We start from the raw sequence: 14,276 nt of genomic DNA, 5'->3' as shown, positions 1-14,276 counted from the left end.
CCGTGTCGGCAGGTGGCGGGTCCACGGACCCCGGGACGTCGGAGGTGCGCCGTGAGCACGGTCGACAGCTGGATCTCGGTCTGCGAGTCGCTCGCATCGATCCCCTCCGCCGACGACCGCAGGGCCCTCGTCTCCGCCCTCGCGTCGCTCGGGCTGGCGGAGGCCGACCGCGAGGTCCTCCTCGCGGCGTCCGCCGGACGGGGCGACCGCGCCGAGGTGGCCGGGCAGCTCGCGGCGCAGGCGCCGCGGGCGGCGGTCCTGACGTACGCCGCCGCACCGTCCTGGACCGACGACGAGGTGGACCGCGCGACGGCAGCCGCGCAGTCCGTCCGCGCCGGAGCCGCCATCCACGACCCGGCGGACCTGTCCGCGCTTCCCCCGGACCTCGCGTCGGCCCTGGTGTCCGACCTCCTGTCCGCCGGGGACGACGGGCAGCTCGACCTGGTGGTGGCGGCCACTGCTCCCCATCGCTATCCCACGGCGCCGATGATCGCGCACGCGGCGACCCTGCCTGTCGGCGCGAGGACCCGGGACCGCCTCGTCGTGGCCGTCGCCGCGACTCCTGAGATCCTCCTGCTCCGGGGTGCGGCAGAGGTCCTGGCACGGCAACGCGCCGACGCGCGCGACCTCGCCGCCGTCCTGACCGACGTCGGCCGGGCGCGACACGGCCTGGCCGCGGCAGGACCGTACCGGTGGTGGGGACCGGATGGGACCGGGGCTCGCTCCGCAGGTGCGGAGCGAGACGAGAGCGGTCCCGTGTGGCGCAGTGGCTCCGAGGAGGGCGGTGGCCTCGAGGATGGCGGTGACGGCCGACGGGCGTACCCCCGGCTGGACGTCGTCACGGGAACCAGCAGGCCGGACGTCATCGTCGTCGACCAGCCCTTCGAGGTCACCCTCGGTCTCCAGCAGCGCAAGGACCGCGCCCTGGTCGCGACCCCCGCGGTGACGTTCCCCTCCGGCGAGACGGTCGTCCTCGAGGTCGTCCTGCTCCACGACCCGGACTCGATCGAGGTGACCGCGTCACCGCGCGCCACGCTCACCGTCGGAGACGACGACCCGTACCCGTCGGTGACCCTCACGTGCACGGCGAGGTACGGCGAGGACCTGGGCACCCACCGGCGACTCGGCCTGCAGATCGCTCGCGACGGGCAGGTCGTCGCCGTTGCCTGGCGCACGATCATCGCGGTCGACACGCCGTCGCAGGTCGACCTGGCCGCGCCGCTGCCCATGCGTGACACCGAGCTCGTGGACCTCGCCCCGCTGCTGACCGAGGACGCCCCGGACCTGCTCGTATCCGTGTGCCGGGGCGACACGGCGTCGTCGTGGATCTGGAGCGCGTTCGCCGTGAGCCCGCAGGTCGAGGTGCCGGACCTGCCGAGCAGCACCACGCTCGAGGGGGACATCGCCGGGTTCGCGCTCGAGACCCGCCGCTCGATCGCGTTCTCCGCAGACGCCTCCGCCGACTTCCTCGGCCTCGCCGGGCGCGCCCGTCGGATCGGGCGAGCCATCCCGCCCGGCATCCAGGAGGCCGTCCGCGCGGTGGCGACGGCACCGGGGCGCGACCGGGCGCCGGCCGTGCTGCTGCTCACCGAGGAGCTCGTCGTTCCCTGGGAGCTGGCCTGCCTCGAGCCGCGGCTGGTGACACCGTGGGGAGGCGACTCCCCGTTCCTCGGCGCGCACGTCGCCGTCGGGCGGTGGCCGCTCACAGAGCACCGACCCCGCCCGCGGCCGCGCACGTCCGTGTCCGTGCGGACCGGGGCCGTGCTCACCGCCGACTACACCGGCGTCCCCGGGTGGGGCCGCCTCGACCATGCGGTCGCAGAGGCCGCCGAGGTGGCGCGGCTCTTCGACCCGCCCGCGGTGGCCGTCGCCCCCGAGCTCTGGACGGTCATCGACCTGTTCCGCGGACTGCCCACCCCTGCTGACGTCCTCCACCTGGCGTTGCACGGGCAGTACGACGCCGCCGGTGGCCAGGAGGGCATCGTGCTGCTGGCGAGGAGCTCCGCCACGGGATCACCTGTCGCCCAGTTCCTGACCCCCGCCGAGGTCGAGAACGGCGCCCTCGACCACGGTCCGCTCGTGTTCCTCAACGCCTGTCAGGTCGGCTCGGACGAGCGGGTGCTCGGCGACTACGCCGGCTTCGCCTCGACCCTGCTCCGCATCGGCGCGACGGCGGTGGTCGCGCCGCTGTGGAACATCCGCGACGACGTCGCCAGCAGCGTCGCCCGTCGGTTCTACGCAGCCACCCTCGGTCCGGACGCCGTGCCGGTCGCCGAGGTGGTCCGGGCCCTGCGCGCGACCTACACCGAGCAGGCCGTACGCGCCGGGGACCCCGAGCTGCACGCGACGCTGGTGGCCTACCAGGTGTTCGGGCACCCGCGCCTGCGACTGCGACCCGGGGGCGCTCCGGGCCCCGGAGCGACGGCACCCGATGGAGAGCGAGTCGAGCGATGAGCGAACAGCTGAACCCCGAGGGCACACCGGTCGTGGTGGGGCCCGTGGCCATCCGCACGTTCGGCCTCACCGGCGAGGTGGAGGTCCACCTCGCCGGCTCGAGCGGGATGCGCGGCGAGGAGCAGGCCACCCCCGACCTGCTCGAGTCGCTCGCCCGAGCGGGGATGGCCGAACAGCTGTCGGTCGTGGTGTCCCACCACAGCGAGCTGACCCCGAGTGCGGGCACGCGAGCAGCCGGAGGCGCCGACGACATCGTGCTCGAAGTCCCCGCCCCCGGCGAGGACAACGGCCAGGTCCTGCTGTACGCCGCGGAGGACGGCTCGCTCTCCTGGCACCTCCCCGACGACATCGCCCCGACCGACGTGCCCACGCGCGGCGGTGAGCGCCGCAGCTACCGCATCCCACGGACCGTGGTCCCTGCGGTCGGCCCCGTGGACACGGGGCACCGAGGACTGCTCGGCGCCGTCGGCACCAAGGTGCTGAAGGTGCTCGTCTTCCCCCTCGTGGATCCGTTGCTGGGGCGGGTGGGCGACTTCTTCGCCTCCCGCTGGGAGGACCGGCACAGGCTCAACCGGGTCCGCTGGATGGGGCCCGACGACTACTCCCGGCCCACGCCGGTCTCGTTCGGCCCCGGCGACTGGAGCCGGCTCGGGGAGGGACGCGCGCTGCTCCTCGTGCACGGCACCTTCTCCACCGCCCACGGCGCGTTCGGCTCACTGCCGCCGGAGGCGATGACCGCGCTGCACGCGGCGTACGGAGGTCGTGTCGCGGCCTTCGACCACCACTCCGTCTCCGCGTCGCCCGCCGAGAACGTGGCGCTGTTCTCCTCCCTGGTCCCGACCGGCGTGCAGCTGGAGCTCGACCTGGTCACGCACTCGCGTGGAGGCCTCGTCGGGCGCGAGCTGGCCGCGCTGGAGACGGTGCGCGTCCACGGGATCGTGCAGGTGGCGGCGCCCAACGGCGGCACCGTGCTCGCCGACCGCGAGCACCTCTCGGACCTGCTCGGGCGCCTGACGAACATCGTGCAGTTCATCCCCGACAACGGCGTCACCGACACGCTCGGCCTGATCCTCGCCGTGGTCAAGCAGGTGGCCGTCTCCGCCGTCGGCGGTCTCGACGGCATCACCTGCATGGAGCCCCGGGGCACCTACCTCGAGTCGCTCAACGCGCGTCCCGCGGTGCCGGCCGCGCTGTTCGCGATCGCGGCCGACTACGAACCGCCGAGCGGCTCGCCACTGGGCCGGATCGTCCGCGACGGTGCGACCGACCTCGTCTTCCGGACCGACGACAACGACCTCGTGGTGCCGACGACGGGTTGCTTCGATGTTCCTGGGGCACCCGGTTTCCCGGTCGGGAGCAGGCTGGTCCTCGACTCCGGCCGTGGCATCGAGCACTGCTCCTTCTTCCGCGACGAGGAGGTCGTCGAGCACCTGCTGCGGTGGCTCCCGTCGCCCTGACACCGGCCGGAATGTCTAGACGTCCCTTTACCAAACGCGCCGGGAGGGGGACCGTCGTGGGATGAGGCTCCGCCGGGGCCACTCCCGTCCCCGGCCGCGGGACCCGGGGGTGAGCCATGGCGGAGAAGATCGACGTACTGACGTCCGACGGAGCCGCGCCACCGGGGCTGGCCGCTCCGCCGATGCCCACGGCCCGCTCCTCAGGTGCGGGGACGAACCTCAAGGCCTCGGCGGTGAGGACGTTCCGCGTCCTGACGGCCAACGTGCAGTCGTTCCCGCCCACGGCCATCACCCTCGCCCAGGCGCGCGAGGACATCCGGGCGAACGCCGCCGACGGCGACCTGGTCCTGCTGCAGGAGATCGACCAGCGCTACCGGCGCGTCGTGCTCGAGGAGTTCCCGAGCACGGACTGGCACGTCTTCTACGGCCCGAAGGACAACCGCGCGCCGATCGCCGTCCGCACGGACGTCTTCGACGTGGTCGACGAGGAGGCCCTGCAGATCCACCGCGGCGTGCCAGGACTGCACGAACGGCGACACCTCACCCACCTGCACCTGCGCCACCGCGAGCTCGGTGTGGATCTGCACGTCACCAACCTGCACCTGGTCGCGGGGGCGTTCCACAGGCCTCCCAAGGCAGACGCTGCCCTGCGCCAGACCGAGTGGAACGACGCCATGCGCACCCACGACGCCCTCGTCGCGCGGCTCGTGGCCACCGGGGCGCCGGTGATCGCCGGTGGCGACTACAACCGCCAGCTGCGCGCCTTCCGCGCGCGGCTCGAGAAGCTGGGTGGCGGACGCCAGGTGTCCTTCGCCACCGACACCGCCTCCATCGACCTGCTCTGGTTCATCGACGGCGTCACCGCGACCTGGGGCGAGCGTGCCCGTACGACCTTCCGTGGCCGCGAGGGTCGCCCCCCGAAGCAGCGCAACAGCGACCATGCCGCCCGTCAGGCCACGCTCGCGCTCACCACGTCCCTCCAGCCGGCCACGGCCCCGGCACCGGCCACCGTCGTGATTGCACCCGACGGCACCTCGACGAAGGGCGACAAGTCCAAGGCGCGCGCCAAGAAGCAGCGCAAGAAGAAGCGGGCCCTCGAGTCCTTCGTGACCCCCCAGCAGGCGCCTTCCGGGGTGCCCGCGGTCAGCACCGCCGTGCCCCCGAGCGTCGGCCGGTCGTTCGCAGGCCCCGTCGACAAGCCCTTCGCCCTCACCGAGTTCGGCGACCGGAACCCCAAGGTCGTCGACTGGCTGACCAGGGCCGCCCTCGAGGAGGTCGAACGCCGGCTCGACTACCGGCTCACCGTCGTCCAGGGCTCCTACAACAAGGGTCGGGTGAGCGCGTCCGCCTCCACGCACGACGGCGGCGGCGTCGTCGACCTGCTCGCCTGGGACTGGCGGCGCAAGGTCAAGGTGCTGCGCGAGGTCGGGTTCGCCGCGTGGTACCGCGCGGACCGCCCCGGGTCGTGGAGCGCGCACATCCACGCCGTGCTCATCGGCCACCCGAAGCTGGACCCCAGCGCCGCTGCGCAGGTCGTCGCCTACCGCGCGGGACGAGACGGCCTGAAGGGCAGCCGGCCCGACGACTTCCCGCGACCGAGCCCCATACCCGTGTTCTCCTACCCGCCCCGTGAGGTCGAGGTGACCGTGCCGGGCTCCGGTGAGGACCGACGCAAGGGTTCGGTGACGCCGCTGGGCAGCGCGTTCCCGCCCCGCCGAACCCTCGACGGCGTCGACATCAGCCACCACCAGTCGGGGCGCCTCGACCTCAAGGCCGCCCGGGCGGCGGGCGTGCGGTGGCTCTACGTCAAGGCGACCGAGGGCACGTCGGTCACCGACCGGCTCCACCGCAAGCGGGTGCGCCAGGCCCGTACGGCGGGGCTTCCGGTCGGCGCCTACCACTTCGCCCGTCCGGAGGGCCGCGATGCCGTCGCGGAAGCGAAGTACTTCCTGGCCCACATCGACCTGCGGGCCGGCGACATGGTGCCCATGCTCGACCTCGAGGACACCGGGGACCTCACGCTCCCCCAGCTCACCGAGTGGACGGGGGCCTGGGTGCGTACGGTCGAGCACGAGCTGCGCCGCAGGAAGCTCGCGGGCAAGCCCGTCATCTACACCCCGTTCAACCTCACCAAGGGCTTCGGCTGCCTGCTGTGGGTGGCGCGCTACAGCGACGACTTCCGGGCCCCGGTCATCCCTCGGCCGTGGGTGCGCGCCGCCATCTGGCAGCACTCGAACGGCAGGCTCGGTCCCGTCAAGAGCGTGCCGGGACTCGGGCGGGTGGACGTGAACGCCCTGCACCCCGACCTCCCCCTGTCGGCGCTGCGCCTGCGCCCGGCGGGCCGCCCGGCAAAGCCCGGCCGCGCCACGCCGCGACCTGGCACGACCGTGTCGGAGCGTCCGACCCCCGCGCCGCTCGAGGCGGCCCCGACCGTCGAGGCGACCCCCTCCGTCGAGCTGGTCCCCCTGCAGACGCCCGACCCGACCGGCGCCACGGCCGCCCCGACCGTGACGACCACGACGAACGGCGGGACCGCCGACCAGCAGGGCTCGATCGTCATCACCGTCACGGTGCCGTTGCCCGCGACGCCCGCACCCCTCCTCGTGACACCCGACCTCGGCCCCCTCGAGGCGCAGCTGACCCTGGCTGCCCGTGGCATCCAGGGCGCGATCGAGGCACTTCCCGAAAGGCAGGAACCATGAACCCGCTCCCCATCGCCACCGAGGTCCTCCGCCGGCTGGACCCCCGCATCCGCAAGGCGATCTACACGGTGCTCGCCGTGATCGGCGCCGTGCTCGCGGGCCTGGTCGCAGCAGGCGTCGAGGACCTGCGCTGGTTCACGGTCGACCAGGCTCTGCAGGTGTACGCCTACCTCTCGCCCCTCATGGGAGTCGTCGCGGTCGCGAACGTGGGCACCGGCGACGCTGACGAGGCGACCCTGCTGGACTTCGACGAGGACGCCGACGCGTCGTCCTTCGAGCCCGTCGGCGACGAGAGCGAGGTGTTCGCCGAGCTCGTGCACTGACCCGCCGTGCTCCCGGACGTACGGCTAGCCGCGGCCCTGCTGCTCCCGCCGCCGTCGCACCGCAGCGGGCAGTGTCAGCATGACGGCCAGCGCCACCCCGACGAACATCCCGATCGAGTTCGCTGCGACGTCACGGGGGTCGGAGACCCGGCCGGGGATCTCGCGCTGCACGCTCTCGATCATCGAGGTGAGCACGATGCCGGCCGCGAGCGCCGCGAACCAGTGCCGCGTGCCCACGAGGAGCAGGAGGAACATCCCGAGCGGGACGAACAGGCCGATGTTGGCGACGAACTCGATCCGCTCGATGCTCAGGCGGCTGGTGAGCGGGTCGAGGTCGGGGTAGCGCTGCAGGCGGGCCAGGACCCGCCCCGCCAGGCTGGCGTAGTCGGGCTGGTCCTCGGCCGGGGTGAGCGTGACGAGCCCGACGAAACCGAGGTAGACGAGGGTCAGCAGGCTCAGGACGGGGTGACGGTGCAGCACGCGGCCATCATCCCGGTCGGCCCCTGACGTCGGCGGGCCGGCTCAGGTCTGCGGGGAGACCTCCTCGGCCACGAGCTCCCAGTCGGCCGGTTCGCCCGAGTGCTCCACGACCGGCACCACCATGACCGGGCAGCGCGCCGCGCGCAGCACCGTACGGGCGAGCGAGCCCAGGTGCTCGGGGACCCACCCGTGGACGCCGCGTCGGCCGATGACGACCAACGAGGCGTTGCGTGAGTCGTCGACCAGGACGTCGGCGGGCCACTGGTGCCGCACCTCGACCTCGACCTCGACCTGGGGCCAGTCACCGCGGACCTCGGCCACCGTCGCGACGAGCCGTTCCTTCTGCTCCTCGCGCCACTCGGCGGCCACCCGGTTGCTGATGATGTCGTCGTAGGCCGCGTCGAGGCGCCAGGCGTGGACGATCCGCAGGGGCGCGCCGGTGGCGGCGGCCCAGGCGAACCCGGCGTCGAGCACCTGTCGCGGCACGCCACCCTCGTGGACGCCGACCATCACCTCGGTCGCCGCGGGATCCGGGCGCCAGTCGCCCGGCACCGACACCACGGGGCAACCGCTGTGGGCCGCGGCACCGTGGCTGGTGGACCCGACGACCAGTCGTTCGAGGGTGCTCGAGGTGCGGTGCTGCACGACCACGAGGCGGGCGGCACCGCTGAGCTCGACCAGGACCTGTGCCGGCACGCCGCGCCGCGAGAGCGTGTCGATCGCGACGTCTCCGTGCGACATCTCCACCAGCTCCTGGGAGACGTCGGCGAGGATGCCCTCAGCGACGGCGGCCGCCTCGACCCGGTCCACCAGTGCGCCCGGGACGCTCGGCAGCGGGTTCCGTGTGACGTGCACCAGCGCGATGCGCGCACCTTCTCGTCGGGCGACGTCGATGGCGAAGCGCAGGGCGGGTGTCTCGCGGCCCCGCCCGGTCACTCCCACGACGACGCTTCCTGCGGCGATCTTGTTCATGCTTCCACCTTCTCCCCCCGCCATCGGTGTGCGGCAGGGCCGGAGGTCCCGTCCGGCGCCCGCACGAGTCCTGCGGCCAGCACGGCTCCCACCCAGCCCGGCGCGAGGTCGCCCAGCGTGTCGGCGTACGCCGTGGCCGACTCGGCCGAGCGGGTCACGAAGGCGAAGTACTCCCACAGCTCCCAGACCAGCGACACCGTCAGCCCGGCCGCCACCGCGACCTCGAGCCGCTGCAGCAGGGGGGCTGCGGCGGCACCGCTGAGGAGCAGCACGCCGGCACTGAGCGCCGCCGTGTTGACCAGGTGGATCGCGTCGTCGAACCACACCACCCGGTCGTACAGGTCGAGGCGGTTGCCGAGGAGGTCGGAGAAGGCCGGCATGGTCACGAGGAGGTCGCCACCCCACGGGTAGGGACGGTCGCGCTCCCCGGCGGCCGGGGGGCGGCCCCTGGCACGCAGCGCCCGGAGGGCATGGAGGAGCGGCACCAGCAGTGCGAGCATCGGGTAGGTCACCGCGCGGGCGACCGGTGCCTTGCCCTCGAGGTTGCCCCAGCCGGGGTCGAGCGCCACGCGAGCGACCGCGAGCAGGAGCAGGACCTTGGCGAAGACGTCGGCGACGACCACCCAGGCCGGAACAGGGCGGGGGGCGGACATCAGTCCACCAGCACGCGCTCGCCGTAGGACGGGACCACGGCCGTCCAGCCGAGCTCGTCGGAGATCGACCGGGCCAGGCTCGCGGCCGACCCCGGCTCGCCGTGCACCACGTAGACCGTGCGCGGCGGTCGCGGTGCCCGGGCGAGCCACTCGAGCGTCTCGGCCGCGTCGGAGTGCACCGAGAAGTGGGGCACCACGACCACCTCTGCCCGAACCGGCACGTACCGGCCGTGGATCTTCACCTGCCGCGCCCCCTCCGCGAGCTGCCGACCGCGGGTGCCCTCGACCTGGAAGCCGGTGAGCACCACGCAGTTGCGCCGGTCGGGCAGCTGGTGGGCGAGGTGGTGCACGACGCGACCACCGGACGCCATCCCGGAGGCGGAGATCACGATGCTGGGGGTCCGCGGCCGGTTGAGCCGCATCGAGCCCTCGACGTCGTGCACCGCGTGGACGCGGTGGCTGTCGAACTGGTCCACGAGCTCGCGCGCCTCGGGACGGAGCTCGGGACCGCCCCGTTCGGCCGCCCGGCGGTAGCAGTCGAGCGCGGCGAGCGCCATCGGGCTGTCGACGTGGATCGGCACGTCCGGGATCTCGCCCTGCTCGACGAGCCGCCGCAGCTCGAGCAGGACCAGCTCGGTGCGATCCACCGCGAAGGCCGGGACGAGCACGCTGCCGCCCCGTCCGATGGTCCGGCGGACCGCGTCGGCGAGCAGGCCGGGGTCCGGTGGCGGGTGCCGCCGGTCGCCGTACGTCGACTCGACCACCAGCGTGTCGACGGCGGGCGGGTCGGGCGGCGGCCGCAGGAGCGGGTGGTGGGGCCGGCCCAGGTCGCCGCTGAAGGCCACCCGGTGCCGTCCCCCTTGGTCCTCCCTCGTGAGTCCCGACTCGATCGTGACCACCGCGGAGCCGAGGATGTGGCCCGCCGGGCGCAGCGTCGCAGTGAACCCGGAGGACAGCTCGACCGGCTGCTCGAAGTCCACAGGGCTGAAGAGGCCCAGCGCCCGTTCGACGTCGCGGTCGTCGTACAGCGGGAGCGCCGGACTGTGCCGGGAGAACCCGGCGAGGTTGGCGTACCGCGCGTCCTCCTGCTGGAGGTGGGCGCTGTCGCGCAGCACGATGGCCGCGAGTTCCGCCGTCTCCGCGGTACAGGTCACGCGCCCGCGGAAGCCGTCCTTGACCAGGCGAGGCAGGTAGCCCGTGTGGTCGAGGTGCGCGTGCGTCAGCACGACGTCGTCGATGGTGGCCGGGTCGACGGGAAACGGCTCCCAGTTGCGGCGTCGGTGCACGGCGAGGCCCTGGTAGAGGCCGGCGTCGACCAGCAGCCGATGCCCGCCGGACTCCAGCAGGAAGCGGCTGCCCGTGACGGTGTCGACGGCTCCGAGGAAGGTCAGCGCGGTCGACATCGTCAGCTCCCCGACCGCGGGAAGAAGCGTGCGGGGTCCTCGTCGTCCTCGTGCACGCGGGCTGCGGGGCCGACCAGGAGGGGGTCGGGCACGCCGACCAGCTCGTGGTCCTTCTGGGGGTAGTCGAGCTGCGAGAGCAGGACGCGCATGGCCTCGAGGCGGGCCCGCTTCTTGTCGTTGGACTTGATCACCGTCCATGGCACGTCGCCGGTGTCGGTGTGGAAGAACATCGTCTCCTTGGCGTCGGTGTAGGCCTCCCACTTGTCGAGGCTGGCGAGGTCCGTCGGGGAGAGCTTCCACTGCCTGACCGGATCGGAGGACCGTGCGGCGAAGCGGGCGGCCTGCTCCGCGCGCGACACCGAGAACCACAGCTTGACCAGGTGGATGTCGGCATGCGTGAGCATCCGCTCGAAGTCGGGCGTCTCCCGCATGAAGTTCAGGTACTGCACGGGCGTGCAGTAGCCCATCACACGCTCCACGCCCGCCCGGTTGTACCAGGAGCGGTCGAAGAGCACGATCTCCCCGGCGCTCGGCAGGTGCGCCACGTAGCGCTGGAAGTACCACTGGGACTGTTCGAGCTCGGTCGGCACGCTGAGGGCGACCACCCGCGCGCCACGCGGGTTGAGGTGCTCGGTGAACCGCTTGATCGCGCCGCCCTTGCCGGCGGCGTCCCGGCCCTCGAAGAGGATCGCGATCTTCTGGCCGGTGTCCCGGACGTGCGCCTGGAGCTTGAGCAGCTCGATCTGCAGGAGCCGCTTGGTCCGCTCGTACTCGCGCCGGCCCAGCTTGGTGTCGTACGGGTACCCCTGCCGCCACGCGGGAAGCCCGTCGGGACCGGGCGCGTCGTCGGCCTCCTGACCCTCCGGCCGCAGCTCGTCGCTGAGGTCCACCAGCTCGTCGAGCTCCTCGGCGTGGCCGAGCGTCCGCGGGGTCGCCGCACCGGCGTTCTCGTCCCGCTCGTCCAGCTCGTCGACGGTCGTCATGTGGCGACGCTAGGACCCGGCAGGCGTGCTGCGGCAGAGACTGACGTCCCACCCTCGCGGGACCTACGGCACTGCCAGCGCAGGGTGGGTGCGGCGCAGTCTCGACAGCAGGAAACGCACCCTCAGAGGAGCCGGCCATGACCGCCACCCGCCTCGTCCCCGTCGAGACCCTGCACCGCATCGTCGAGGTCGCATCGCGCGCACCGAGCGTGCACAACACCCAGCCCTGGCGATGGCAGGGCGACGCCCGCACGCTCGAGCTGTACGCCGACCGGACCCACCAGCTCGCCGCGACCGACCCGTTGGGCCGCAACCTGACGATCAGCTGCGGGGCGGCGCTGCACCACGCGCAGGCAGCGGCCGGGGCGCTGGGGTGGTCCACCCACGTCGTACGCCATCCCGACCCCGCCCAGCCCGACCTCCTCGCCTCCATCGAGCTGACGCCCGGCACCCCGTCGCCCAGGGCGCAGGAGACACTGGCCGCGATCGAGGCGCGGCGCACCGACCGGCGTCGCTTCAACGCCTGGCCCGTCCCCGAGGAGCGGCAGGCGCACCTGGCGAGGATCGCGCACCAGCGGGGCGCCCGCGCCGTCGCCCTCACCGACGAGTCCGAGCGCTACATCGCCGAGCGACTGGTCCGACGAGCCGCCGACCGCCAGCGGGCGAACCCGGCCGCCCGGGCCGAGCTCGAGGAGTGGCTGAGCCGCGATGCGGGGGACGGTGTGCCGCCCGCGGCCCTCCCGGAGCCGGCCGACCGTGCCGGGGCCCATCCGCACCGGTTCGAGGGGACCGTGCGGGAGGACCACCCCGGTCCCGAGGTCGAGGCGACGGACGGCCTCATCGTCTTCTTCGACACCTCCGACGACCCACACGCCTGGCTCCGGGCCGGAGAGGGCCTGGCCGCGATGTGGCTCGCCGCGGAGGAAGCCGGACTGTCCCTCGTCCCGCTGAGCCAGGTGATCGAGGTGTCCGAGACCCGCCAGGCCTTCCAGGTCGAGGTGCTCGGCAGCCTGGCGCACCCCCTCCTGCTCGTCCGCGTCGGCTGGCGCTCCACCGCGGGCACGTCCCTCGCCCGCACCCCGCGCAGGCCTGTGTCGGAGGTGCTCGACCTGGTGTGACCGCCTGCGTCGACGTGGCACGGCCGGCCGCGTCGGTGGCGTGGGAGAGGGTGTCCCCATGGCTCGCATCCGGCTGTCCCGTCTGCCGGGCGATCGCGTGCTGGTCACCGAGGACGACGCAGCACGTGAGATCGCGCTCGGCGACCTGCCGCGACTGGTCCGCGAGCGCGAGGCGGCTGCGCCCCGGTGGGTGTGGGACGACACCGCCCGCTGGTATCCCCCGCTCCTCGCAGCGGGCGTACGGGTCGAGCGGTGCCACGACCTGCGGCTGTGCCGGAGGCTCCTCGCGCGGGCGCCGGCCGTCGACCCTGGGCTGCTGCGCGGCGAGGAGACCCGGCTGTGGGACACGCTGGGCCCCGTCGTGGCCTCGGACCCCGTGCTCTTCGGCGCTGCCGACTCGGCCGACCACCTGCGGGCCGACGTCGAGGACGCGCGCCAGCTGGCCGCGGTCGCCGCCTCGCCGGAGGCCGCCCGGCTCGGCCTGCTCCTCGCCGCGGAGTCGGCGGGAGCACTCGCGGCGGCCGAGATGACCCATGCCGGAGTCCCGTGGAGCATCGAGGTGCACGAGGCCCTGCTGGTCGACCAGCTGGGCCCCCGCCCGCCACGCGGCGCGCCCCCGCGGCTGCTGGCTGCCTGCGCCGACGACGTACGCCGGCACCTCGGTGCGCCGGGCCTCAACCCGGACTCGCACCCCGAGCTCCTCGCGGCCCTGCGCCGTGCGGGCCTCGATGTCGCCGACACGCGCGCGTCGACGCTGCAGCGCCTCGACCACCCCGTGGCCGAGCCGCTGCTGCGCTACAAGAAGCTCGCCCACCTCTTCCACACCAACGGCTGGGCATGGCTCGACGAGTGGGTCCGCGACGGACGGTTCCGGCCGTCCTACCAGCCCGCAGGCTCCGTCACCGGCCGTTGGTCCTCCAACGGGGGCGGTGCCCTGTCGTTCCCGGCGCAGGTGCGCCCGGCCGCCGTGGCCGACGACGGCTGGGTGCTGGTGGTGGCCGACGTCGCACAGCTCGAGCCCCGGGTGCTCGCAGGCATGAGCGGCGACCGCGAGCTGGCCCGGGCCGCGCGCGGCGCCGACCTCTACCAGGGGATGGTCGACGCCGGGGCGGTCGCGAGTCGCCAGCACGCCAAGCTCGGCCTGCTCGGTGCGATGTACGGCGCGACGAGCGGCGAGAGCGGGCGCATGGTGGCCGACCTCACCCGCCGCTACCCACAGGCGTTCGGGCTGGTCGAGGCGGCGGCCCGCGCCGGCGAGCGGGGCCAGGCCGTCCGTACGCTCCTGGGGCGGGGCTGCCCGCCCCTCGGCGCCTCGTGGGACGAGTCGCCCGACGCGCCGGCCACCGACCTGGCCGACCAGGACCGCCGTCGACGCGCCCACGGCCGGTTCACCCGCAACTTCGTCGTGCAGGGCACCGGCGCCGAGTGGGCGCTCTGCTGGATCGCCGACCTGCGCAACCGGCTGTGGCGCCTGGGTGGGGACGGGCCGGTCGAGGCGCGAGCGCACCTGGTCTTCTTCCTGCACGACGAGGTCGTGGTCCACGCACCCGCGGACCTCGCCGACGCCGTGGCCGCCGACGTGACCGCGGCGGCCACCGCCGCCGGCCGTCTCCTCTTCCGCGAGATGGCGGACGACTTCCCCCTCAGCGTCTCGGTCGTGCGGTCGTACGCCGACGCGGGCAAGCCGGGGACGTAGGTCCCCCGCTCCCCCGCCCTTCGCCCCTGCCCCTG

Annotated in this window: 11 protein-coding genes; 6 read left to right on the top strand and 5 right to left on the bottom strand. The window is 73.7% G+C overall.

What is annotated here, in order from left to right; genetic code table 11:
* Positions 1 to 51: 51 nt before the first annotated feature.
* From IEZ24_RS22395 to IEZ24_RS13890, 4 genes are all read left to right on the top strand, one after another.
* Positions 52 to 2,454: a CHAT domain-containing protein gene (locus IEZ24_RS22395; protein WP_129454334.1), complete on the top strand. Its 2,403-nt coding sequence runs from the start codon at positions 52 to 54 to the stop codon at positions 2,452 to 2,454.
* Complete coding sequence (locus tag IEZ24_RS13900; RefSeq protein ID WP_129454336.1) at positions 2,451 to 3,911, top strand: esterase/lipase family protein; 1,461 nt, start codon at positions 2,451 to 2,453, stop codon at positions 3,909 to 3,911. Before IEZ24_RS22395 ends, IEZ24_RS13900 begins: the two co-directional genes overlap by 4 nt.
* Before the next feature lie 116 nt (positions 3,912 to 4,027).
* The gene (locus tag IEZ24_RS13895; protein WP_129454337.1) at positions 4,028 to 6,613 is read left to right on the top strand and encodes a GH25 family lysozyme; all 2,586 of its coding nucleotides are present in this window, start codon (positions 4,028 to 4,030) and stop codon (positions 6,611 to 6,613) included.
* On the top strand, positions 6,610 to 6,936 hold the full coding sequence (locus tag IEZ24_RS13890; RefSeq protein ID WP_129454338.1) for a hypothetical protein: 327 nt from the start codon (positions 6,610 to 6,612) through the stop codon (positions 6,934 to 6,936). Before IEZ24_RS13895 ends, IEZ24_RS13890 begins: the two co-directional genes overlap by 4 nt.
* Positions 6,937 to 6,960: 24 nt before the next feature.
* Here the strand turns inward: IEZ24_RS13890 and IEZ24_RS13885 are convergent, their stop codons facing one another.
* Genes IEZ24_RS13885 through ppk2 form a run of 5 tightly spaced genes read right to left on the bottom strand, consistent with a single transcriptional unit; the run spans position 6,961 to position 11,427 of the window.
* The gene (locus tag IEZ24_RS13885) at positions 6,961 to 7,416 is read right to left on the bottom strand and encodes a VanZ family protein (protein ID WP_129454339.1); all 456 of its coding nucleotides are present in this window, start codon (positions 7,414 to 7,416) and stop codon (positions 6,961 to 6,963) included.
* A 42-nt stretch (positions 7,417 to 7,458) separates the two neighbouring features.
* Entirely contained in the window at positions 7,459 to 8,388 is a 930-nt protein-coding gene (locus IEZ24_RS13880; RefSeq protein WP_165356035.1) for a universal stress protein, read from the bottom strand.
* Entirely contained in the window at positions 8,385 to 9,041 is a 657-nt protein-coding gene (locus tag IEZ24_RS13875) for a hypothetical protein (RefSeq protein ID WP_129454342.1), read from the bottom strand. The genes IEZ24_RS13880 and IEZ24_RS13875 overlap by 4 nt, the downstream gene beginning before the upstream one ends.
* On the bottom strand, positions 9,041 to 10,444 hold the full coding sequence (locus IEZ24_RS13870) for an MBL fold metallo-hydrolase RNA specificity domain-containing protein (protein WP_129454343.1): 1,404 nt from the start codon (positions 10,442 to 10,444) through the stop codon (positions 9,041 to 9,043). The genes IEZ24_RS13875 and IEZ24_RS13870 overlap by 1 nt, the downstream gene beginning before the upstream one ends.
* A gap of 2 nt (positions 10,445 to 10,446) precedes the next feature.
* Positions 10,447 to 11,427 carry a polyphosphate kinase 2 gene (ppk2, locus tag IEZ24_RS13865; protein ID WP_129454344.1) on the bottom strand — a complete coding sequence of 327 codons (981 nt, stop codon included), beginning with the start codon at positions 11,425 to 11,427 and terminating at the stop codon, positions 10,447 to 10,449.
* Positions 11,428 to 11,564: 137 nt separating this feature from the next.
* Between ppk2 and IEZ24_RS13860 the strand changes: the two genes are divergently transcribed.
* On the top strand, positions 11,565 to 12,545 hold the full coding sequence (locus tag IEZ24_RS13860; RefSeq protein ID WP_129454570.1) for an Acg family FMN-binding oxidoreductase: 981 nt from the start codon (positions 11,565 to 11,567) through the stop codon (positions 12,543 to 12,545).
* A gap of 58 nt (positions 12,546 to 12,603) precedes the next feature.
* Positions 12,604 to 14,241 (top strand): bifunctional 3'-5' exonuclease/DNA polymerase, encoded by a 1,638-nt coding sequence (locus IEZ24_RS13855; RefSeq protein WP_129454346.1) that lies wholly within the window; start codon positions 12,604 to 12,606, stop codon positions 14,239 to 14,241.
* Positions 14,242 to 14,276: the final 35 nt, after the last annotated feature.

Source organism: Nocardioides ganghwensis (genome assembly GCF_014779655.1).
GTDB lineage: Bacteria > Actinomycetota > Actinomycetes > Propionibacteriales > Nocardioidaceae > Nocardioides > Nocardioides ganghwensis.
This window is presented reverse-complemented; position numbering and strand designations above follow the sequence as displayed.

Coding starts and splice junctions, on each gene's coding strand:
- IEZ24_RS13900 (WP_129454336.1), top strand. CDS start 2,451: ATGAGCGAACAGCTGAACCCCGAGGGCACACCGGTCGTGGTGGGGCCC.
- IEZ24_RS13895 (WP_129454337.1), top strand. CDS start 4,028: ATGGCGGAGAAGATCGACGTACTGACGTCCGACGGAGCCGCGCCACCG.
- IEZ24_RS13890 (WP_129454338.1), top strand. CDS start 6,610: ATGAACCCGCTCCCCATCGCCACCGAGGTCCTCCGCCGGCTGGACCCC.
- IEZ24_RS13880 (WP_165356035.1), bottom strand. CDS start 8,388: ATGAACAAGATCGCCGCAGGAAGCGTCGTCGTGGGAGTGACCGGGCGG.
- IEZ24_RS13875 (WP_129454342.1), bottom strand. CDS start 9,041: ATGTCCGCCCCCCGCCCTGTTCCGGCCTGGGTGGTCGTCGCCGACGTC.
- IEZ24_RS13870 (WP_129454343.1), bottom strand. CDS start 10,444: ATGTCGACCGCGCTGACCTTCCTCGGAGCCGTCGACACCGTCACGGGC.
- ppk2 (WP_129454344.1), bottom strand. CDS start 11,427: ATGACGACCGTCGACGAGCTGGACGAGCGGGACGAGAACGCCGGTGCG.
- IEZ24_RS13860 (WP_129454570.1), top strand. CDS start 11,565: ATGACCGCCACCCGCCTCGTCCCCGTCGAGACCCTGCACCGCATCGTC.
- IEZ24_RS13855 (WP_129454346.1), top strand. CDS start 12,604: ATGGCTCGCATCCGGCTGTCCCGTCTGCCGGGCGATCGCGTGCTGGTC.